The sequence below is a fragment of the Exiguobacterium sp. 9-2 genome (assembly GCF_036287235.1).
In the GTDB taxonomy this organism is placed as follows: domain Bacteria; phylum Bacillota; class Bacilli; order Exiguobacteriales; family Exiguobacteriaceae; genus Exiguobacterium_A.
Genome location: NZ_CP142850.1, coordinates 2365159 through 2386736 on the forward strand (window position 1 = coordinate 2365159; position 21578 = coordinate 2386736).

At 47.2% G+C, this 21578-nt stretch carries 26 protein-coding genes and 1 riboswitch; of the genes, 6 read left to right on the forward strand and 20 right to left on the reverse strand.

Annotated features, from left to right (window positions below; all coding sequences use genetic code 11):
* Positions 1–36: 36 nt before the first annotated feature.
* The 4 genes from ptsG to VJ374_RS12420 form a co-directional block, all read right to left on the reverse strand.
* Complete coding sequence (gene ptsG / locus VJ374_RS12405; protein ID WP_035406054.1) at positions 37–1560, reverse strand: glucose-specific PTS transporter subunit IIBC; 1524 nt, start codon at positions 1558–1560, stop codon at positions 37–39.
* Positions 1561–1777: 217 nt separating this feature from the next.
* Complete coding sequence (gene glcT / locus VJ374_RS12410; RefSeq protein WP_035406051.1) at positions 1778–2635, reverse strand: glucose PTS transporter transcription antiterminator GlcT; 858 nt, start codon at positions 2633–2635, stop codon at positions 1778–1780.
* Positions 2636–2736: 101 nt separating this feature from the next.
* Positions 2737–3054 carry a YuiB family protein gene (locus VJ374_RS12415; RefSeq protein WP_035406048.1) on the reverse strand — a complete coding sequence of 106 codons (318 nt, stop codon included), beginning with the start codon at positions 3052–3054 and terminating at the stop codon, positions 2737–2739.
* An 81-nt stretch (positions 3055–3135) separates the two neighbouring features.
* Positions 3136–4347, reverse strand: a complete 1212-nt coding sequence (locus tag VJ374_RS12420) for an NAD(P)/FAD-dependent oxidoreductase (RefSeq protein WP_308101866.1) — start codon at positions 4345–4347, stop codon at positions 3136–3138.
* Between the two features lie 243 nt (positions 4348–4590).
* Between VJ374_RS12420 and VJ374_RS12425 the strand changes: the two genes are divergently transcribed.
* Positions 4591–5589 (forward strand): NAD(P)/FAD-dependent oxidoreductase, encoded by a 999-nt coding sequence (locus tag VJ374_RS12425; RefSeq protein WP_035406045.1) that lies wholly within the window; start codon positions 4591–4593, stop codon positions 5587–5589.
* A gap of 241 nt (positions 5590–5830) precedes the next feature.
* Here VJ374_RS12425 and VJ374_RS12430 read toward each other — a convergent pair whose 3' ends face one another.
* The 4 genes from VJ374_RS12430 to VJ374_RS12445 all read right to left on the reverse strand — a co-directional run bounded on the left by VJ374_RS12430 (position 5831) and on the right by VJ374_RS12445 (position 8154).
* The gene (locus VJ374_RS12430; RefSeq protein ID WP_329468913.1) at positions 5831–6322 is read right to left on the reverse strand and encodes a GNAT family N-acetyltransferase; all 492 of its coding nucleotides are present in this window, start codon (positions 6320–6322) and stop codon (positions 5831–5833) included.
* Positions 6319–6822, reverse strand: a complete 504-nt coding sequence (locus tag VJ374_RS12435) for a GNAT family N-acetyltransferase (protein WP_329468914.1) — start codon at positions 6820–6822, stop codon at positions 6319–6321. The genes VJ374_RS12430 and VJ374_RS12435 overlap by 4 nt, the downstream gene beginning before the upstream one ends.
* Positions 6819–7685: an NAD-dependent epimerase/dehydratase family protein gene (locus VJ374_RS12440; RefSeq protein WP_329468915.1), complete on the reverse strand. Its 867-nt coding sequence runs from the start codon at positions 7683–7685 to the stop codon at positions 6819–6821. The genes VJ374_RS12435 and VJ374_RS12440 overlap by 4 nt, the downstream gene beginning before the upstream one ends.
* Before the next feature lie 118 nt (positions 7686–7803).
* A complete protein-coding gene (locus tag VJ374_RS12445; RefSeq protein WP_029342414.1) occupies positions 7804–8154 on the reverse strand; it encodes a HesB/IscA family protein in 351 nt (116 codons plus the stop codon).
* A 111-nt stretch (positions 8155–8265) separates the two neighbouring features.
* Positions 8266–8408, forward strand: a riboswitch (FMN riboswitch).
* A gap of 154 nt (positions 8409–8562) precedes the next feature.
* On the opposite strand from VJ374_RS12445, the gene VJ374_RS12450 reads away from it, so the two are divergent.
* Entirely contained in the window at positions 8563–9129 is a 567-nt protein-coding gene (locus tag VJ374_RS12450; protein ID WP_029342415.1) for an ECF transporter S component, read from the forward strand.
* A 76-nt stretch (positions 9130–9205) separates the two neighbouring features.
* Here VJ374_RS12450 and VJ374_RS12455 read toward each other — a convergent pair whose 3' ends face one another.
* A complete protein-coding gene (locus VJ374_RS12455) occupies positions 9206–9439 on the reverse strand; it encodes a YuzB family protein (RefSeq protein ID WP_023469141.1) in 234 nt (77 codons plus the stop codon).
* A 92-nt stretch (positions 9440–9531) separates the two neighbouring features.
* On the opposite strand from VJ374_RS12455, the gene VJ374_RS12460 reads away from it, so the two are divergent.
* Positions 9532–10584 carry an NAD(P)/FAD-dependent oxidoreductase gene (locus tag VJ374_RS12460; protein WP_035406037.1) on the forward strand — a complete coding sequence of 351 codons (1053 nt, stop codon included), beginning with the start codon at positions 9532–9534 and terminating at the stop codon, positions 10582–10584.
* Between the two features lie 41 nt (positions 10585–10625).
* On the opposite strand, the gene VJ374_RS12465 is transcribed toward VJ374_RS12460, so the two are convergent.
* Positions 10626–10922 (reverse strand): DUF1462 family protein, encoded by a 297-nt coding sequence (locus VJ374_RS12465; RefSeq protein ID WP_329468920.1) that lies wholly within the window; start codon positions 10920–10922, stop codon positions 10626–10628.
* A 109-nt stretch (positions 10923–11031) separates the two neighbouring features.
* On the opposite strand from VJ374_RS12465, the gene VJ374_RS12470 reads away from it, so the two are divergent.
* Complete coding sequence (locus tag VJ374_RS12470; protein ID WP_012371190.1) at positions 11032–11259, forward strand: NifU family protein; 228 nt, start codon at positions 11032–11034, stop codon at positions 11257–11259.
* 42 nt (positions 11260–11301) lie between these two features.
* Here VJ374_RS12470 and VJ374_RS12475 read toward each other — a convergent pair whose 3' ends face one another.
* Together VJ374_RS12475 and VJ374_RS12480 are read right to left on the reverse strand one after the other, a co-directional pair.
* The gene (locus tag VJ374_RS12475) at positions 11302–12066 is read right to left on the reverse strand and encodes a TIGR01457 family HAD-type hydrolase (RefSeq protein WP_023469144.1); all 765 of its coding nucleotides are present in this window, start codon (positions 12064–12066) and stop codon (positions 11302–11304) included.
* A 6-nt stretch (positions 12067–12072) separates the two neighbouring features.
* A complete protein-coding gene (locus tag VJ374_RS12480; RefSeq protein ID WP_035406033.1) occupies positions 12073–12516 on the reverse strand; it encodes a DUF86 domain-containing protein in 444 nt (147 codons plus the stop codon).
* Positions 12517–12667: 151 nt separating this feature from the next.
* On the opposite strand from VJ374_RS12480, the gene glpX reads away from it, so the two are divergent.
* Positions 12668–13648: a class II fructose-bisphosphatase gene (gene glpX, locus VJ374_RS12485; protein ID WP_329468923.1), complete on the forward strand. Its 981-nt coding sequence runs from the start codon at positions 12668–12670 to the stop codon at positions 13646–13648.
* Positions 13649–13684: 36 nt separating this feature from the next.
* Positions 13685–13960, forward strand: a complete 276-nt coding sequence (locus VJ374_RS12490; protein ID WP_023469147.1) for a DUF3055 domain-containing protein — start codon at positions 13685–13687, stop codon at positions 13958–13960.
* Positions 13961–13995: 35 nt separating this feature from the next.
* On the opposite strand, the gene VJ374_RS12495 is transcribed toward VJ374_RS12490, so the two are convergent.
* The 8 genes from VJ374_RS12495 to sufB form a co-directional block, all read right to left on the reverse strand.
* Complete coding sequence (locus VJ374_RS12495; protein WP_214727844.1) at positions 13996–14442, reverse strand: general stress protein; 447 nt, start codon at positions 14440–14442, stop codon at positions 13996–13998.
* 85 nt (positions 14443–14527) lie between these two features.
* On the reverse strand, positions 14528–14905 hold the full coding sequence (locus VJ374_RS12500) for a YutD family protein (RefSeq protein WP_056062847.1): 378 nt from the start codon (positions 14903–14905) through the stop codon (positions 14528–14530).
* Between the two features lie 95 nt (positions 14906–15000).
* Positions 15001–15900 carry a lipoyl synthase gene (gene lipA, locus VJ374_RS12505; protein ID WP_035406024.1) on the reverse strand — a complete coding sequence of 300 codons (900 nt, stop codon included), beginning with the start codon at positions 15898–15900 and terminating at the stop codon, positions 15001–15003.
* Positions 15901–15961: 61 nt separating this feature from the next.
* Positions 15962–17263 (reverse strand): bifunctional metallophosphatase/5'-nucleotidase, encoded by a 1302-nt coding sequence (locus VJ374_RS12510; protein ID WP_329468924.1) that lies wholly within the window; start codon positions 17261–17263, stop codon positions 15962–15964.
* 21 nt (positions 17264–17284) lie between these two features.
* Complete coding sequence (locus tag VJ374_RS12515) at positions 17285–18127, reverse strand: DUF72 domain-containing protein (RefSeq protein WP_329468926.1); 843 nt, start codon at positions 18125–18127, stop codon at positions 17285–17287.
* 166 nt (positions 18128–18293) lie between these two features.
* Positions 18294–19367: an acyltransferase gene (locus VJ374_RS12520; protein WP_329468927.1), complete on the reverse strand. Its 1074-nt coding sequence runs from the start codon at positions 19365–19367 to the stop codon at positions 18294–18296.
* A gap of 146 nt (positions 19368–19513) precedes the next feature.
* On the reverse strand, positions 19514–20065 hold the full coding sequence (locus VJ374_RS12525) for a dihydrofolate reductase family protein (protein ID WP_290785450.1): 552 nt from the start codon (positions 20063–20065) through the stop codon (positions 19514–19516).
* An 86-nt stretch (positions 20066–20151) separates the two neighbouring features.
* Positions 20152–21549 carry a Fe-S cluster assembly protein SufB gene (gene sufB, locus VJ374_RS12530; RefSeq protein WP_023469154.1) on the reverse strand — a complete coding sequence of 466 codons (1398 nt, stop codon included), beginning with the start codon at positions 21547–21549 and terminating at the stop codon, positions 20152–20154.
* Between the last annotated feature and the right edge of the window lie 29 nt (positions 21550–21578).

Sequence of the window (21578 nt, forward strand, 5' to 3'; positions counted from 1 at the left end):
TGAGCCCTTCCGCAGAAGGACTCATCTTAAAAAACATTAGACTGTTTTTTCTTGTTTACGTGACGCGATGACAGCTTGAATCTCAGACTTGATGTTGTCTGATTTCGGTCCATAGATCGCTTGGACGTTGTTACCAACTTCAAGGACACCAGCAGCACCTAATTTTTTCAACTCATCTTTGTTGACTTTCGATTTGTCGAGAACTTCAACACGAAGACGTGTGATACATGCATCCAAGTGTTTGATGTTCGACTCTGAACCGAGTGCGTCGAGGATACCTTCAGCAAGTTCAGAACCTTGAGCAGATGAAGTCTCTTGAACTGCATCTTCACGACCTGGAGTTTTCAGGTTGAATTTGCGGATTGCGAAACGGAATCCAACATAGTAGATGACAGAAAGTGCAAGACCGACGACGATGACAAGCCACCACTGCGTGCGTCCTGGAAGAACACCGAAGAGAAGGAAGTCGATCAAACCACCAGAGAATGTCATACCGATCTTAACGTTCAACAATTGCATTGTCATGAACGAAAGACCTGCGAAAACTGCGTGAACTGCGAACAAGATTGGAGCTACGAATAAGAACGCGAATTCGATTGGCTCTGTGATACCTGTCAAGAATGCTGTAAGTGCTGCTGATCCAAGAAGACCACCAACGACTGCACGACGCTCTGGGCGAGCTTCGTGGTACATTGCGAGTGCTGCTGCTGGAAGACCGAACATCATGAACGGGAATTTACCAGTCATGAACGTACCAGCTGTTAATTTTGCGTTGTCTTTCAATTGTGCGAAGAAGATCGCTTGGTCACCATGAACGACTGTTCCTGCTGCATTCTTATACGAACCGAATTCGAACCAGAATGGTGCATAGAAGATATGGTGAAGACCGAATGGAATCAACGAACGTTCGATGAGACCGAAGACGAATGCTGCGAGTGTTGGGTTTTTCTCCATCATGAAGTGAGAGAACGTGTTCAATCCATCTTGCGCGAACGGCCAGACGAATACGAGAACGAGACCTGCAACCAATGAAACAACTGCTGTGACGATTGGAACGAAACGTTTACCAGCAAAGAATCCAAGGAACTGTGGCAATTCGAGATTATGATACTTCCCGTACGCCCAAGCTGCGATTAAACCGATGATGATACCACCGAATACCCCAGTTTGAAGTGTTGGGATACCGAGTACGTTTGCATATCCTTGACCGTTAGCAACCATTTCAGGTGTAACGCCGAGCCATACGCTCATTGTTTTGTTCATGATCAAGAATCCGACGATTGCCGCAAGTCCGGCTGCGCCGTCCCCTGCAAGACCAATCGCGACACCGACCGCGAATAAGAGTGCTAAGTTACCGAAGATGATATCCCCGGCTGCTTCCATCAATTTTGCAATCTTGATGATTGCATCATTTTTTAAGAACTCGAGTTTTGACGTCAAGTTCGGATTTTGCATCGCGTTACCGAATCCGAGTAGGATACCGGCAGCTGGCAAAATCGCTACAGGAAGCATCAACGCTTTACCGACACGTTGAAGAACAGCAAAAATCTGTTTGAACATGTGTGTTTCCTCCTTTTCCTGTTAAGAGCGAAGTATGATGAATAATGCCAATGATTGAGACGAAAAAAGTCAGACATCTGACCGTTTTTTTACAGAAAAAAATCAGGCACGAGCGGATTGTAGACAATAGACTTATCCCGTTGCATAACGGAAATAAAGCTTCTTGCCCGACATCCCACTCATGCCTGATCGTATCAGTAACACGTAGTCCGTGCGGTCATTTACCTGAATCGTACTGCACTAAGCGTTGCAGATGCATCGTAAGATACGTCGCCTCACCGCGCGGTACCGCTTTCTTCAACTGACGTTCCATGATGGACATCAGCTCCCAAGCAGTATCATAGCATAGCGGATATTCTTCACGCAATAGCTTTTCTACTTTTTCTGGAGCCTCTAGATACTCCCCATTGGAAACCCTTTCAATCGCTGAACGAAGGTGCCGAATCAGACGCTTGTAATCAAGCGATTTTCGGTCGATTTTAATCTCCAGTCGCTGTTCGATATGACTAGCAATTAAACCGACGAGCTGATGATGGCGGTTAACTTCAAGTACGTCTTTGAAGTTCGTCGCAGAATGAATATGAAGTGCAATGAATCCTATCTCGGCTGGAGGCAGGTAAAAATTCATCTCGGCACTGATGAACTCGACGATTTCTTCTGCAAGTGCGTACTCTTCCGGATACAAGGCTTCCGTTTCGGCAAGAAACGGATTGGTGACTTCCATTCCTTGTTCCAGTCGTTTGAACGTAAACGTCAAATGATCCGTTAATCCGATATGGATATGTTCATCGACTTTTTTTCCAAACCGTGTCTCGATCATTGAAACGATTTCATTCATCAACGCGATGAAATTTTCATCGAGGTGACCGACGAGCGCCTTATATTGATCCTGTTCTTCTTTATCCTTCAACGTGTAGACTTTTTCCAACTTGTCGAGATCTGTCAGTTGATCGCCTGGCTTCCGACCGAAGCCAATCCCTTTCGCGAGGATAATGACTTCCTGATTCGCACCAGTTGAACAAATGACGACATTATTATTCAATACCTTGATAACGTGGTACATTTGTTTATCCATTCGCTCTCAACCCAATCTGCTCTTACACATTTATTTAAAGACATTGTTTTTATTATAACGGTTTTTCAAGCACGAAAAAAGCCTACTTACTCAAGTAGACTTTAAAACATTTGGTAACCGCTCTTACGCAAGAAGCGAATCGATAGACCGGCGATGATGATTCCAGCAAACCCAGCTGCGAACATCGTGATATCCGCTGCCTGCAGTCCAGCAATCCGGTCCCCAAGATTCGGAATCGCTTCACGAGCATTCGTGAAGTATTCGAGCGTAGATTGGTTATCGATCATCATGATGAGGATGATCGGATAGAGTACGAGCATCACCCATGTACTCCGTAACAACATGTTTAAAATGAATCCGATACTAAAGAACATGACGAGATAAAGCACACTCCCGATCACGGCTTGAATGATATGCATACTGTTCCCCCTTTGAATCTCTTCTAGTATAACCGACAAAAAAGGCAAATGCACGAGTGTACATTTGCCTAAAACGTGAACTTAGAACTTCCCTTTTTTGATCGCAAGACCAAGTTTTTTCAGTTCAAAGAAGTGTTTGTTGTCGATGACTTTTTTCATGAACGATGCGTTACGACCGTAAATCTTCTTGCCGAAGACCATGCCGATACCATCTTTATGACCAAGTGAAGCGACCGTTCCTTTGTTCTCGTACGTGAACGTCGATGTTTGACGACCCGCGATGAGTGCTGCGATGTTCTCAGCGACTTTGTGTGCTTGTTGTGTCGCGATTTGTGCAGTTGGTGGGTACGGACGGTTCGAACTTGGATCCATGACTGCTGAACAGTCACCGATCATGAAGACGTTATCGTGTCCTGGAACACGAAGATCTTCTTCGACGACGACACGGTTACGCATCGCTTCGAAACCAGATGCTGCAACGACAGGGTTACCGCTGACGCCACCTGTCCAGATGATCGTACTTGCTTCGATCGTTTCAGTCGCGTCGCCTTGAAGCGGACCGAACGTGACGCTTCCTGGTCCACATTCCTTGATGCCGTTACCGAGTTTGAACTCGACGCCTTGGCGCTCAAGCCATTTGTGTGCGTAGTTGACGAGATCAGCATCGAATCCTGGAAGGACTGTTGGCGCTGCCTCGATGTTAACGACACGAACGAGTTCGCGTGGGATATCATATTGTTTGCACAGTTCTGGAATACGGTTGACGAGCTCACCCATGAACTCGATTCCTGTGAATCCAGCACCACCGACGACGATCGTCAAGAGTGAACGATCTTGTGATCCTGTTGTTTTGTACTGTGCGAATGAGTAATCGATATGTTCCTTGATTTTACGGACGCTGTTCAACGAGCTGATCGTTAATGCGTGTTCCTTCAATCCTTTGATACCGAATGTTTCAGGAACGCCACCGAGAGCAACGACGACGTAATCGTAAGGAACTGTTCCGCCATCTTGTAAAAGAACTGTTTTAGCAGCCGTGTCGACTTTCTCAACGATCCCTTTGACAAGTTTGACGCGTGACGGGTTGATGACATCATTGATGTAGATGCGTGCTTGCTCCGCAGACATCGTACCTGCAGCTGGTTCATGCAACCAAGTTGTTTGGTAATGATAGTCGTGTTTATTAATCAACGTGATGTTCGCTTGATCGACGCCGAGTTTCTTTTGAAGGTTGACTGCTGTGATCAATCCACCGTAGCCCGCTCCAAGAATAACAATGTTAGGTGTGTTCATGTTCTGATACTCCTTACGAATCGTAGTTTTGTTGTGATTTTCTTCACATTCAATTACAGACGAATGTTCAAAAACTTTGTTCAAATAATGTTCACATGTCTATAAGCCTATTGAAACACTTTTTAAGAATGATTGCAAAAGAAAAATGTAATTTCCTTTAAAAAAATGTGAGATGTTCCGTACTTGCACCTGAACCCCCTACTTCCTATATAATAGACCTATCCAATGCTAGGAGGGAATCAGATGTACCAACCATATGATGTCACGATCATCGGCGGCGGTCCGGTCGGACTGTTCACCGCGTTTTATTCAGGAATGCGCCAGATGAAGACGAAGGTCATCGAGAGTCTACCTCAATTAGGTGGTCAACTCGCTACGCTTTATCCTGAAAAATATATATACGATATCGCCGGTTTTCCAAAAGTAAAAGCGCAGGAACTAGTCGATCGGCTACTTGAACAGGCGAATGAATTTGATCCGACGTATGTGCTCGGTGAGACAGTCATCGCTTATGAACGGATGGATGATGGGATCATCCGCCTCGTCACGAACAAAGGCGAGCATTATACGAAGACCGTCATCTTGACAGCAGGGAACGGTTCGTTCGCTGCGCGCCCACTCGGTGTCGCGGACGCGGAACGCTTCGAGGAAACAAACTTGCACTATTTCGTCAACGACATGGAACGTTTCAAGGATCGTCAAGTCGTCCTGCTTGGTGGTGGCGATTCAGCAGTCGACTGGTCATTGATGCTTGAACCGATTGCGAAATCCGTCACGCTCGTCCACCGTCGCGATAAGTTCCGTGCCCATGAACATTCGGTCGAACTATTACACGACTCATCCGTTAACGTCATGACGCCGTATACGCTCGAATCGGTCACAGGTGAGACGCACATCGAGACGATGACGTTCAAACATGCTGAAAGTGGCGAAGTCGTCGTCGTTGCTGCTGACGATGTCGTCTGCAACTTTGGTTTCGTCTCGTCACTTGGGCCGCTCAAAGAATGGGAAGTCGAGTTCGAACGCAATTCGATTCGCGTCAACTCGAAGATGGAGACTGCGATTCCAGGCGTCTTCGCTTGTGGAGATATTGCGACTTACGAAGGACGCGTCAAATTGATCGCAACAGGCTTCGGTGAAGCACCGATTGCCGTCAACCAGGCGAAACTTCTTGTCGATCCATCGGCTCGTCACCCGCAACACTCGACAAGTCTGTTCGAAAAAGTAACGAATCATTCTTGAGATAAATGAATGGCTGCAAACAAATAAGAGGTCGAATTCTGGATAACATACCGGAGTCCGACCTCTTATTTTGATGGAATCACACCTAGGACGTGACCAAACATCTTTGACTCCTACAGGAAAAGGAAGCACGATGTGTGCTTCCGTCAGGGATAAGGAAGACCCGATAGATCACATGGAATGGGAACTGGCGCGGCTTACATCCCGCCTGAGGAAAGCGAAGATGTTGAAACGTCCGATTTCATACGAATGATCTTTTAACAGGCATCCGGTAAACCCGCTGCACGAGTTCCACCCCACCACGCTCAATCATCGATTCTTCGAAGAGCTGACCGCCGAATCGCTCGTAAAACTGGCACGCCGGATTATCCCGCAAGACAGAAACCTGCATTGACTCGTATTCCGCCAAGTCCTCGATGATACGTTGAAACAATGCCTTCCCGAGCCCCTGCCCTTGAGAAGCTCGCAAAACATAAATCGCGTAGAGTTCTCCTTCACGCGCATCCCTTCGATTTGGTCCACCTTGCGCAAAGCCAACGACTTCGTCTTCTAACTCCACAACATACACGCGCTGATCGACTAACGTCTGCTCCCATTGTTTCGTCCGTTTCTCGTAAGACAACTGTGCTAAATAAGGATCAGGGATGATCCCTTGATATGTCTCCCGCCAGGCATCGATATGAACGCGCGCAATGGTCGACGCATCTTCAAGACGTGCTTCACGGATGATCATAACGGGATGATGAAGCGACGTGTCTCGCGTCCATTACGAACAGTCGGCTCAATTTCTCGTCCGCCGTTCGCCAAGATGACACGGCGAGATGCTAGATTATCAACGCCACACGTCAACAGCACTTGATCGAGTCCACGTTGCCGCGCTTCTTCAAGCGCCAATCGAAGACCGGTCGTCGCATATCCTTTCTGACGCTCGGATGGTCGGATGCCGTATCCGATATGTCCGCCGTACAATTTTAAGTTCTCCGTCAAGTCATGCCGGAAGTTTAACGCGCCGACGATTCGTTGTCCGTCGACCATCCAGTACGTCGAATGCGTGACAAGACCTTCTCTGACTGTCGTTTCCATTTCTTTAAGCTCCGCGAAATAGGTAGCGAGCGGTTCATACGTATCCCCGACCGCTTCCGGTACGATCGTTTCGCCCGACTCTCGCCAGTCTTCTAAAAAGGCGCGGTATTCTGTCTCCCATGCAAGAGTTGGTTTCATCAACTGCATCATTGGTGATTGCGCACCTCCTCTTCAATCAAACGATCAAGCCAGTCATCGACATGTTGGAACAGATAGCCCGCTTGTTTTGCGGCTGTCGTATCCATATAAAAATCGCGTTCTGGCGCAAGAGGCGATTCATCCTCTCCTTTTGCGACGATTTGGCTCGTCGTTCCCGCAATACGGTCGATTTTATCCATCAGGTCTTGAATCGATAGGACGCCGTCACTCGCAGCGTTGATCGGTCCTGTCAATTCCGAACGACCACACCATTCAAGAAAGGCAGCGGCTTCGTAACTTGAGATGTAGCCCATCTTCGCATAGTTGTTTTCAGCGATAATCGGACGACCGTCAAGCCCGCGTTTGATATGGAAGACAAGTCGTTCCGTATAATCGTCTGGTCCGAGGACAACAGGAAAACGAACGGCAACGACAGGGAAGGTCGCGCGTTGGAAGAAATAACTCTCCGCTTGGCGCTTTCCTTCGCCATACCCATGTTCCTTCTCAAGATCATATTTCCCGGGAAACGGATTGTAGGCACGTTCCGTGATATTCGCACCACCGTCTTCATAAACAGACATCGTCGACGTCAACACATAGCGTCCGACTTTTCCTTCAAACGCGTCGATCGCGAGCTTTGCTTGATACGGCGTGAAGCAAATGTTGTCATAGATGACATCCCAGTGCTGTTGGCTTAAATCCTTCATCGTACTACTTGACGTCCGGTCTCCTTTGAAAAATGTCAAGCCCTTCGCGACGGGTGGAGTATGCTCACCGCGTGTGACGATCGTCACATCATCCCCCGAATCGGCTAAACGAATTGCTAAGCGTCGTCCGAAATAGCGTGTTCCCCCGAAGATCAATACTTTTCTCATCCTGAAGCCCTCCCTATTCGTAGTAGCATTCACTCTCTGTAATATTTCGAGTAAACTCAACAAGTCTCCTGTATGAGAGCAACAAAAAAATCGTGGACGATGTCCACGATTGGATTCATTAACAGCCACCTGGTGTCCCGGCATTCGTTGCTGTCCGGAATGATGTTCCGCAACCACACGTTGCGATGGCATTCGGATTCGTGATCGTGAATCCGCCACCAAGCATTGACTGTTTATAATCGATTTCCAGTCCTTTGACGACCGGATAATCCTTTTCGTCCACGATGACGGTCACGCCGTGCTGTTCAAAAACGAGATCCGTTTCTTTTTGTTGATCGAATCCCATTCCGTACGACAGACCACTACATCCACCACCTTGGACGAGCATCCGAAGATTTCGTTCATCTGCTGGTGCCTGCGCCATCATGTCCTGGACTTGTAGCGCTGCTGCCTCCGTTAAATGGATCATGTCATCACCTTCCTTTTCTTTAGTATACGCAACTTCTGAGCGAATCGAAACCTAGTTGCTTGAAACTATCTTGAATTCGTTGTATAAATGGTATGTACAATAAAATAATCGTTCCATCTTCAGGGCAGGGTGAAATTCCCGACCGGCGGTAAACAACTCTTTTTAAGTTGAAGCCCGCGAGCGAATAGGGCGCTATTTGCTGATTCTGTGTAATTCAGGAGCCGACAGTACAGTCTGGATGGGAGAAGATGGCGGCATGAGTTTGAATTTGATCGATTTTGCAATAATCGATTAGGTTTATTTAATGCGGACTTCTCCCCTGTTGATCTGATCAATAGGGGTTTCTTTATGGTCGCAGTCATGCCAATACTTCATCGAGAGGAACGAGCAAAAGGAGACAATACTCGTATGAAACGCACACAAAAAATGGTCACTCTGTCAATGTTAGGTTCAATCTCGTTTGTTCTTATGCTTATCAATTTTCCACTACCGTTCTTACCAAACTATCTGAAGATCGACTTCAGTGACGTTCCTGCTCTTGTCGCAGCGATCATGTTCTCACCGGTCGCAGGTGTCATCGTCGAAGCATTGAAGAACGTGTTATACTACATTTTCCGCGGAAGTGGTGTTCCGGTCGGAGAATTCGCGAACTTCGCTGCAGGCGTCGCATTCGTACTACCTGTCAGCTGGTTCTACCACAAAAAGAAATCAACACAAGGTCTCGCAACTGGTCTCGTCGCTGGTACGATCACGATGGCACTCGGTCTTGCGATCCTCAACTATATCTTGATCCTTCCAGCGTATGCATGGTTCCTCGGTATGGATTACATGGCGGATCCAGCTGTCAAATGGACAGCGATCACTGCCGGTATCTTACCGTTTAACGTCATCAAGGCTTTGTTCATCTCGGCACTCTTCATTCCATTGTTCTTGAAACTACGCCCATGGATGATGCGCCGTCAACAATCTGCCTGATCCGAAAAGCTGCGCCCGCTGACGGACACGAATCCCCTCGTTCAGACGAACGAGGGGATTTTTTGGCTGTCCATGCTCACAGCTCATTCTCTTCGATTTTCAGGTAAATCTTTTCAAGCAACTCTTCCGGCGTTTCACCTACGACGGTCTCACCATCTACGAGACAAAAATGGTCAAGCGAACAAATCCCGCAATAACCGAGGCAACCGTATTCGACGACGTCAACATTCGGGTCACGTTCAAGTTGCTCCATGACGACCTGTGTACCAGCCGCTAAGTTACTAATACAAAATTCAATAATCGGATTCACTTTTTTTCCTCCTTCAAGCAGGAAACGACCTGCCTCATGTCGTATTATACAAGGTCAGACTGATTTAGGGGAACTAAGGGGGATTTTACGTTATGAAGCAATTGATCGTACTCGGCGGAGGTTATGGTGGAATGCGGATTTGTGAGCGATTCAAGGACGAGGAAGTTGCCGTCACGCTCGTCGACCGTCTACCGTACCACGCACTCAAAACGGAATACTACGCACTCGCAGCAGGTACATTATCAGATCGGGATGTCCGGATTGAATTTCCGGAGGGGAAACATCTTACCTATAAATATGGACATGTCATCAAAATCTCACCAGAGACGAATACAGTCCATCTGCAGGACGGATCAGAATTATTCTATGATGACTTAATCATCGCCCTCGGTTGCGAGGATAAATACCACAACATTCCGGGTGCTCAAGAATTTACATACAGCATCCAGACACTAGAAGAATCACGGAAGACACAACAAGCGATTTATGGTCTGTCACCGGAATCCGTTGTCTCGATCGTCGGTGCTGGTCTATCTGGTGTCGAACTCGCCAGTGAACTACATGAGAGCCGGAAGGATTTGACGATTCGTCTATTCGACCGCGGTCCATCCGTCTTGTCGTTCTTATCCGATAAAGTCTCGTCTTACGTTCAGGAATGGTTCGAGGAACATGACGTTGAAGTCATCAACAACTCGAATGTCACGCTCGTCACAGCGGACGATGTGCGAAATGGCGACGATACGTATCCATCCGACTTAACGATTTGGACAGCTGGTACGCAGCCGGTCAAAGTTGTACGCGATCTCGGCTTTGCTGCGGATAGTGGCGGTCGGATCAAATTGACGGAACATCATCACGTACCGGAATACGATAACGTCTTCGTCATCGGTGATTGTGCAAGTCTACCGTATGCACCAAGTGGTCAACTCGCAGAACATCAGGCAGAACAAGTCGTCGATGTCTTACAAGCCAAGTGGCAAGGAAAGAAATTACCGAAGCTGCCAGAAATTAAACTGCGCGGGATGCTCGGTTCACTCGGAAAATCAGATGGTTTCGGAATCGTCATGGGCAAACAAGCACTGACGGGGAAAGTCCCACGTCTCTTGAAGTCCGGTGTCTTATGGAAACACAAAAAGATTAAATGAGCAAAAGAGGTGTCCCAAGCTTTGGGATACCTCTTTTTCGTTCATCCCGCCTGATTCAGCTTCGCATCGATTGCCGCTGTGATCGTCTTGAGTTTGACGTACCCCTCATCAATCATCTCATCATCGAGCACGATCAGTGGATAAAAATAGACATCCTCTTTCAGCGCTTCCGTCCATTGATCTGATGTTGCTGTCTCGAAATCAACATAGCGAAGCGTCATCGCTTGCTCATATTTCCGCACGAGGACGGCTTGTAGCCAACTGAATGTCTCTTCCGAGCTAGGTGCCCCAACACAACTCGGACAGGTGACCGCTGTTCCGTAAACCGTGATTTCCATCTTGAAGTCCCCCTTTTCAATTCACTCCTCTTTAGTATACAAGTTTTCCAGATTGAGAACATTTTTCAACCCTGTTACAATGAAACTATACGAAAGGATGTGTTTACGCATGGAAATGTTTGATCAAGTGAATGAAGTTCTTGAAAAATTGCGTCCGTTCCTTCTTCGTGATGGAGGAGACGTTGAACTCGTAGATGTAGAAGACGGAATCGTAAAACTCCGTTTGATGGGAGCTTGTGGTAGCTGCCCAAGTTCAACAATCACATTGAAGGCCGGTATCGAACGTGCCCTTCTTGAAGAAGTCGCTGGCGTCGTCGAAGTCGAACAAGTCTTCTAATACATCAAATCCCGAACGAATTCTCGTTCGGGATTTTTTGATTCATAGAATCCATTCAGCTAACGTATCAACCATGTATGTCGGTTGACGATCCTGCCCTTGAATGAAGACTGGTGTATGGACGCCAGAATTGACGTGCATCGTCCGGATACCTCCATTGATCCCGAAAAGAATGTCCGTATGGTAGTTGTCTCCGACCATGATGACGTCTTCTTTTGACAGACCAATCATTTCTGTCGCGATATCGACCATGACTGGTTCTGGTTTACCGATGAAGAACGGTTCCTTCTCCGTCGTCACGCGCAGGACGGACGTCAAAGCACCATTACCTGGCAGGAAACCACGTTCGGTCGGAATCGCGATATCACCGTTCGTTGAAATAAACCGGGCACCGGCACGAATCGCAAGTGCACCAACAGCGAGTTTTTCGTACGTGATTTGACGATCGAGACCGATGACGACGTAATCTGCCGCTTCGGTTGCGACGACGTCTAACCCTTCTCGTTCAAGCGCGTCGATCAGTCCTGTTTCTCCGATCGCATAGACGCGCGCTTTTGGTGACAGGTCAGCAATATAACGACCAGTCGCCATCGCACTCGTCAAAACGTGTTTCGCATCGGAATGAACACCCATCCCGCGTAGTTTCTCTGCCACGGCTTCTGCCGTCATCGACGCGTTATTCGTCACGAACAAGTACGGAATGCCCTCTGCTTGCAGACGATTGACGAAATCGACCGCTTCTTTTACCGGTTCCGTTCCGTTATACATCGTTCCATCTAAATCAAATAAATAGCCTTTTGCCTTCATCCTGACTCACTCCTCGTTTGGTAAAAATGCAGACACCGGTCCGAGTTCTGTCTCGATATACCGGCGAATCGCTTCCGGAAAACGACGTAGTTCTGCTTCCTCTGTCTCAAGTATAGCCCGAATCTCCGCCATACTCGACTGTGTGAATGACCGGACGATCAACGTACGTAACGCAACGAGCTTTTTTAGACTCGTCGCAAGCGGTCCATCAATCACCTTCTCATCTTCTAGGATGAGGATGATATCTTCATAACTTCCCGGATCCCGCATGATGAATCCATCAATCATACTGTTTCCGATATCGATGACACTCTCGATGACTAAAAAACCGATCCGCTCCATAGCCAGTGCCGTCGTTACCGGATCCCCCGTAACTTCCTTACTTTGTCGAAGTGCTGTCTCATAACAGACGACCGTCTCTTCGATTTTTTGACGATTGACGAAATACATCTTCATTCCCCCTCACATTCTCCATTTTATCGTTATCCAGCAATCCTGAAAAGCAGAAAGGTCATTTGCATCACATTCCCCAATGTGTTATCCTCAATTTAGATTTTTGCTGAAAATAGTATGTCACATTGGTGACGTGGAGGTTATATACATGGAACGGGAACTCGCACTGGAAATCGTACGCGCTACGGAAGCAGCAGCACTAGCTTCTGCTCAATGGATTGGTCGCGGTAAGAAAAATGAAGCGGATGACGCAGCAACGACTGCGATGCGCGAAGTCTTGAACACGGTCAACATGAACGGAACAGTCGTCATCGGTGAAGGTGAACTTGACGAAGCACCAATGCTCTTCATCGGTGAACGTGTCGGAACAGCGAACGGTCCAATCGTTGATATCGCCGTCGATCCGCTCGAAGGTACGAACATCGTCGCTAAAGGACTTGGCAATGCGATGGTCGTCATCGCCGTCGCCGATCAAGGCGCCCTGCTCCACGCACCCGATATGTATATGGATAAATTAACAGTCGGACCGAACTTGAAAGGGCACGTCTCACTCGACGACCCGCTTGAAGTCATCATCGAAAAGGCAGCACAATATAACAATAAACGGATCGAGGACGTCACGGTCATCATGCAGGACCGTCCACGTCATGATCACTTCCGCGAAGCAGCGATGCGGATGGGCGCACGCGTCCGTCTGTTTGAAGACGGTGATGTCTCAGCTGGAATCGCACCACTTTCTCCTACGACAGGAATTGATATCTTCATCGGAACAGGCGGTGCGCCTGAAGGTGTCATCACGGCTGCTGCCGTCAAAGCGATGGGTGGCGATATGCAAGCACGCTTACATCCATTGAACGAAGAAGAAACAGCTCGCGTCATCCGAATGGGTCTAGCGGATCCACTTCAACTCTTAACGCTCGACGACCTGATCAAAAGCGACGACTGCATCTTCGCAGCAACAGGCGTCACGACAGGCGAAATGCTCGATGGCGTGAAGTTCTTGACGGATGATATCGTTGAAACGACATCTCTCGTCATGCGTTCGAAAACACGGACAATCCGAAAAGTGATCGCCGAGCATAGCTTATCGCGTAAACCATACTTGCAAAAAGTCCCCCAAACCCTTTAATCTGAAACAGACGTTAGGGAAATGAGGGAAGCTGAAATGATGGAAGAACGTGATTTTTTATACGATGATGTCGAACAAACAAAGACACGCTTCGTCAGTTGGATTGGGGAAGCAAGTCGCTTTGATCTCGCCATCACGCATTCGGAACATTTTTACGGTAAGATTCTCGTCTTGAATCTCTTATCGAATCGGTATGCAATCATCGGCGCGGATGATTTCGATGAACCCGGCTACATCGCAACGGCGTTTGACGTCGAAGACGATGCGGCAACGGAACTCGAAATGTATCTTCGCGCTTATATCGGTCTATGAAAAAAGCCTTCGTCGCGGACGAAGGCTTTTTTGTCTTATAAGAGACGATCGTTTCGTTCATTTAGTGTGTTCGGTCCGCTAAAGACATTCGTATTATCTGACTCGTCATGAGCACGGCGCTCTGAATGCTGATCCGCTTCATCACCGACAAGTAACACGAACTGACCACTTTCGACTGCATGATTCGCACGATCGACGTCTTCCTTCGTCAAGCCACTTCCGTGGATGGCATCTCCATGAGAGACCGATTCATCTTTTTTGAAGATACTCTTGATTTCCTGCCATAGATTACGATGATCTTCCTGCGATAGACGCGTGGATGTCTGTTGGTTGTTTAGATCCGCCAATTCCTCGATTTGTTCGAGATCGTATTTGTCGTGTGCTAAGACTTTTAAATCAGTCGAGACGACACCCGCAACACGGAGATCGTGCACGGCACTGACGACTTCTGGTACGGATGAGTAAATTCCAACGATTCGCATGGATGATTCCTCCTATAGGTACGTGATACTTATAGTAATAGCCGAATTCCTTCCAATAAAAACGCTTTTCTGTATGACAGTTTGATTACTCGCCTTCCGTCTTGTCTGGTGCAGGTGCGAACTTCCGTTTCAACTTCAACGTATTGGATGAAGAACCGTCGAAGCGAGGTGGTGCTTCTTCTCCTTCTACCAATCCGACCTTCTTGACGATGAAATAGGCACATCCGAAGTTACAGTATTCGTAGAGATAATCAGCCACATGCGAAATCTTCGTATCGAATGTCGCTTTCTCGTGTTGATCCTCATAGAAGCCACGTAGTCGTAATTGACCGTGCCCCCAGTCGCCCACGATATAATCATATTTTTCAAGGACATCGCTGAAACGACCGATGAAGGCTTCTTCATTAAAGCCTTCCCGTTTCTCTTCGACGACTTCATAACGTTCCCGATTGACTTGTATCATTATTCCCACCTCCTGCTGTTCTTATCATAGCATATTCCATTTCTCCTGACAGACGAAAAACCGTCCGAGTCAGCTGCTCGAACGGTCGTTGATCGTTAGTCGATCGGAAGTGCTGTTTTATTCTTTTTCGCTGCGTTGACTTGCTCATCTGCATGATACGATGAACGAACGAGTGGACCAGCTTCACAGTGTGAGAAGCCTTTACCAAGCGCAATCTGTTTCAGTTCAGCGAATTCTTGCGGTGTATAGTACTTGATGACGTCGAGGTGCTTTTTCGTCGGTTGGAGATACTGACCGATCGTCATGATGTCGACGTTGTTTGCGCGAAGATCATCCATCGTTTCGAGAATCTCTTCCCATGTCTCACCAAGACCAAGCATCAAGCTCGACTTCGTTGGAATTTCAGGTGCGAGCTCCTTCGAACGACGAAGGAATTCAAGCGTCCGGTCGTATGTGGCTTTTGCACGAACAGTTGGTGTCAGACGGCGAACCGTCTCGATGTTATGGTTCATAATGTCTGGTTGTGCGTCAATCAATGTTTTCAGAGCTTCGAAATTCCCACCCATGTCTGAAGGTAAGACTTCGATTGATGTCTCCGGGTTCATCCGACGAACTTCACGAACCGTCTCAGCGTAAACGCCTGCTCCGAAATCATTCAGATCATCGCGTGCGACCGCTGTGATGACCGCGTGCTTCAGGTTCATCAAACGGACCGATTCCGCGACACGTTTTGGTTCTTCGAGATCGAGTTCGTTCGGACGTCCTGTCGTCACGGCGCAAAAACGGCACGCACGTGTACAGATACTTCCGAGGATCATGAACGTCGCCGTCCGGCGTACCGCCCAACACTCGTGGATATTCGGACACTTTGCTTCCTCACAGACAGTATGTAGCTTTTTCTCGCGCATCATACTCTTTAATTCTGTGTAGGTCTCATTCGTATTCAGCTTGATTTTCAACCATTCCGGTTTACGTTGGATTTCTCCGCGTCCCATGGTTTCGCTTCCCCCTTCATCCCCAAAAAGTCAATTAAGTCTGCTTTAGTATAACAAACAATCAGGGTTTGCGAACATGCAATTCATTATATTCCGACTTCTCCGATAAGCGTTCAAACAACAAATCACGCAACAATTCAGGCATGAAATATTCTTTTGGCATCTCTTTGATGGCCGGGAATAATGGACCGAACGTAAACATATCCGGCAAGACGACAGAATAATCGCGTGTTAGCTCAAGCGGTTGATGATCCGCCAAACCAGCATAATGCATCCGTCCCATCAGCTTTCCTCGGAATCCAAGACCACGAACCTTTAAGTGCTCGAACTGTTCTTTGTTGACTTCATCGAGGAATGTTTGTAATTCCATTCCTGTCATCGTGACTTTACAAGGATTGATCGGATGTGGACAGAGTCGATGTAAATCAAAGGCAGAGACGGGGCCTGGTGGAAGCGACCCGAGCAGAATACCGGCTGGTACACAAGCGATATCTGCCTCACACCAGTCGCGCATCGTCTCGACGAGCAACTGTGAAAACGGCGACTCACTGAACCAATCATTGGCTAGACCCGCTGTCTCGCCAATCGGTTCCTTCATCTGTTGTTCCGCCAGATATTGTTCTCGATCGAGTAATTTCGCTGTTACCTCATCCTCAACGTAATCGTGTAGGGAATGAAGTACTGCTTCTTTCTCACCCGTATCCGTATTCATATAAATCTCACCTGCATACTGACCGTGTTTTCCGGCTTGCGTGATTAAGACACCGTTCTTGACGACACCATCATCGAGGACATGATGCGTATGCGCACCGATGATTAAATCAAGTTCTGGAAAGCGCATCGCAAGTTCTTCATCCTGATAAAATCCGAGGTGACTTAAACAAATCAGGACGTCGACTTCCTGGCGCAAACGTTCGATCTCGCGCGCCGCGACGTCAAATGGTTCTTCGATCGTCCAACCGAGTAATCCGTATAGTTCAATATAAGGTGCCGTCAGACCAAAAACACCGACTTTTCCCGTCGGTAACTCATGAATGACACCTTGCTTGGCGAATGGTGCTTCTAAATTCGAGACAAGGACTGGAAAGTCTGCTTCCGTATAGAGGTCTGCTAACCAGTCGTGCGGAAACGTAATCCCTTCATTGTTTCCGATCGTCACAGCAGTCGGCATCAACGCGTTCAATAAATGCGTATTAATTTTTCCTTTTGTCGCTTCCGTCGCTGGATCGACACGGTCAGCATGATCGCCTAAATCAAAAACAAGCGAATCATACGTCCGGTGTTCCTTGACGAATGACATGTAGCGAGGCCACATGTCGAAGTGTGAGTGCAAATCATTATAGTGAATGATGTGTAACTTCATGCAGAAGCCCCCCTTGATGATTTAAAACAAAGAGATTTGTCGCGGCGCGAGTTCATAGTCGAGATCAAGAATTTCGATTAATCGTTTCGCATTCGGGGCAGCATCTCCTGCTGAGTTGTTATTGAAAAAGACATAGACATCCTTTGCTTCCGCTGCAACGTCGCGGACGTGACTTGCAAGTTCCTGTAGCTCATCTTCTGAGTAACGATAGAGACAGCGGACTTTTCGCCAATCGTCACTACTTTGACCCGGTTTCTTTAACCAACCGGCCTTGTTTCGTCCATGTAATCGAATGAATGCCGTCTCCTGCGTCACGACAGGTACGAATGGTACGGAACCGTCTTCCGTCTGCGGTTCATCACAAATCGTATGGATGAACTGATGTTCCTTCAAAAAACGGAGCGTCCGCTCACGATAGGCTTCCGAGTACCACGATGGATTTCGGAATTCGATCGCGACTGGCAGTCCAGCAAGCGATTTTCGGATCGTTTGCAAGTATTCCAAGTGCAATTTACTGACATCGAACCATGGTGGAAGTTGGACAAGGATTGCCGCAATTTTTCCACTCTTACGCATCGGTTCAATCGACGTGATATATTGTTCAAAAATTGGTCCGAGCGGATCTTTATTTTCCCGGTCGTGCCCACTCATCGCGCGGTGGACCTTAACGATGAAGCGGAAACCGTCCGGTGTCTCAGATACCCATTTCTCATAGTTTCGTTCTGGTTGAATCGCATAGAACGTCGAGTCGACCTCAACTGCTGGAAAATGCCTAGCATAGGCAGCTAGTTTTTCTTTTCGATCTTGCGGGGTCAAGTAGAGACTATCATGATCTCCCCAGCCCGTGACACCGATATATATCATGCTCTCTTCCCCCTCGCGTGTTCTATTCTACCTATTTATCATAGCATAGCAGAATCCAGGATTTCTTCTTCAATGCTTCCTGAGCAAACACTCTTTTTCAGAAAAAAGACATCCCTCTCCCCCTGCTCATGCAGGAAGAAAAAGGATGTCTAGTTAACGATTTTCATTATGAAGCAGAAGTCTGTGCCTCAACGATTTTTGGAGCAGGCGCTCTTCGTTTCGGTACCGGAACGATATAGTTACCGTAGGGCAATAGACTGATGACATACGATACAGAAATCGAAGCTGCAAGCGTGACGATCATCGCACAAACGAACATGCTCGCAGAGTCGAAGTAAGCAAAGAGATCCGTTCGACCGATTCCGCGGATGACGAGCGGATGGATCAGGTAAATCCCCATCGAATGTGTTCCAATCGTTTGAAAGAGTCGCATTGCTGTCGTATCTCTCTGCACATATTGAAAAGCATAATTCAAAACGACAAGAACGAACGGGATATACACGAGGTTCGCAAGATTCGTCGAAGTATAAATTCGGTTCAAATCAATACTGACCCAAATATCAACCAAAATCAATCCACTGATGAGCAACAAGATCGTCCGGTGACGTTTTAGAATCTGTTGTATTTCTTCATAATAAACAGCGTATGTAATTCCCATCATGAAATACGCGATCCAGTTGAGTAAGAAAGAGCGACTGTTGACGACTTGATTGAGGAAGTCATTATTCGTCGTTAAGCTTCCTGACGTCAGCCAGAAATAGTTGACGCCCATCGCAACCACAGTTGCAACAAGTAGCATGGTTCCTTTCTTGAATCTTACGAGAAATGGAAAGACGACATAAAACTGAAGCACAGTCAAAATGAAGTACAAATGGAAGTTCGCCGTTCCATAAAGGAAGTACTCCGATAACGGCACACCCGGCTTCAAACTATCTTCTACATGAAAACGATACACGAGATAGACGGTACTCCAAATCAGATAAGGGATGAAAATTTTAGAAAAACGCGATTTAACGAATGTTCCAAGATTAAATCCTTTGCGCTGGACCATCGACATCAATAGAAAAGCACTGATGATGGCAAAAATCGGCGTACCGATTCGAGCAAACTGGTTGATATAACCGATTGCCTCGTTTGTAAATTCTCCTTGAGAATAATAGAGACCAGCGATGACATGGACAGCGACGACCAAAATTGCCGCAATCGATCGAATGACTGGAATTTCCTGATAAAATTTCATTTTTTCACACCTTAATCAGTTTTATAGATTTTTTACAAAAGTTATTATAATCTATTTTCGCCCATATTAAATGAAAATATCCAAATTTTATTGAATGTCACAAAAAAAAGAATCTCTGTTGAAATAAGAGACTCTTTTTATAAAGACTAGATTTTTTCGTAAGATAACACGATACATCCCGATTTAAAGACGTGTGTCTCGACTAACCGTAGCGCTTGTGATTGATCAAACACTGGAAACATTCGTTTCCCATCTCCGAGTAGAACAGGATAGATCACAACATGATAGCGATCGACGAGTCCAAGCTCAATCGCTTCAGCAGCAAGTGTCGCCCCCCCGATCGCAATCTGCTTCCCAGGTAGGGCTTTTAGTGCTTGAAGTTCCTCGGCAAGCGACGTGGTCGCTAGACGTGCCTTTCCTTCGACAGCGTCGAGCGTTCGCGAGAAGACAATCTTCTCAAGCGCCTGCCACGTTTTAGCATACTCAACGATGATCGGCTCGTCTTCTTGATCCGCTGTCTCCCAGTACTGCATCATTTCATACAAACGACGTCCATAGACATGGGTATCGAACGCTCTCTCATAATCGTTGAAGTATTGATGCAGTTCCGCATCCGGTGAAGCGAAATCGATGCTGCCTGACGCATCCTCGATATAACCGTCAAGTGAGACTTGAAAGGAATAAACGATGTCACGCATAGTAACCCCTCCTTTTTCCCTCCTATACCCGTTTTCCTCCAACCATGAAAAAACTCCCTCATCCGCAGATGAGAGAGTAAGACGAATTATCCGATTGAACCTTCCATCTCGAACTTGATGAGACGGTTCATTTCGACCGCATATTCCATTGGAAGTTCTTTTGTGAACGGCTCGATGAAGCCCATAACGATCATTTCCGTTGCTTCCTCTTGTGAAATCCCGCGGCTCATGAGGTAGAACAATTGTTCTTCCGAGACCTTCGAGACTTTCGCTTCGTGCTCGAGCGAAATGTTATCGTTGAGGATTTCGTTGTACGGAATCGTATCCGATGTCGATTGGTTATCCATGATGAGCGTATCACATTCGATGTTCGAACGTGCGCCTGTCGCTTTACGTCCGAAGTGAACGATACCGCGGTACGTGACTTTACCACCGTGTTTTGAGATCGACTTCGAGACGATCGTCGACGATGTGTTCGGTGCTAAGTGAATCATTTTCGCACCCGCATCTTGGTGTTGGCCTTTACCAGCGATTGCGATCGACAATGTCATACCACGTGAACCTTCACCTTTGAGGATGACGGCTGGGTATTTCATCGTCAGTTTCGAACCGATGTTACCATCGACCCATTCCATCGTTGCGCCAGCTTCACAGATCGCACGTTTCGTAACGAGGTTGTAGACGTTGTTCGCCCAGTTTTGGATCGTCGTGTAACGGCAGTAAGCGTTCTTGTTGATGAAGATCTCAACGACCGCTGAGTGAAGCGAGTTCGTCGTGTAGACCGGTGCTGTACATCCTTCGACGTAATGAACCGATGCTTCGTCATCAACGATGATCAACGTCCGCTCGAATTGACCCATGTTTTCCGAGTTGATCCGGAAGTAGGCTTGAAGCGGCGTGTCGACTTTAACGCCTTTTGGTACGTAGATGAACGATCCACCTGACCAGACCGCTGTGTTCAAGGCTGCGAACTTGTTGTCTGTTGGCGGGATCAATTTTCCGAAGTACTCACGGAAGATATCTTCGTTCTCTTTTAAGGCTGTATCTGTATCTTTGAAGACGACACCGATTTCTTCGAGGTCTTCCTTCATGTTGTGATAGACAACCTCTGACTCGTACTGAGCCGAGACACCTGCCAAGTATTTTTGCTCTGCTTCTGGGATACCGAGTTTGTCAAACGTACGTTTGATTTCTTCCGGTACTTCATCCCACGATTTCTCTGCACGTTCAGACGGCTTAACGTAGTACGTGATATCGTCGAAGTTCAATTCTGAGAGATCGCCACCCCACGCTGGCATTGCTTGTTCGTTGAAGATCTTGAGTGATTTCAAACGGAAATCAAGCATCCATTGTGGTTCTTCCTTCATTTTCGAGATCGTTTCGACGACTTCAGTCGTCAAGCCACGTCCAGAACGGAAGATCGAGATATCGCGATCGTGGAAACCATATTTATAATCGCCAATTTCCGGCATGTTCTTTGCCATGTTCATTTCCTCCTCTTACTTGCTTGTGA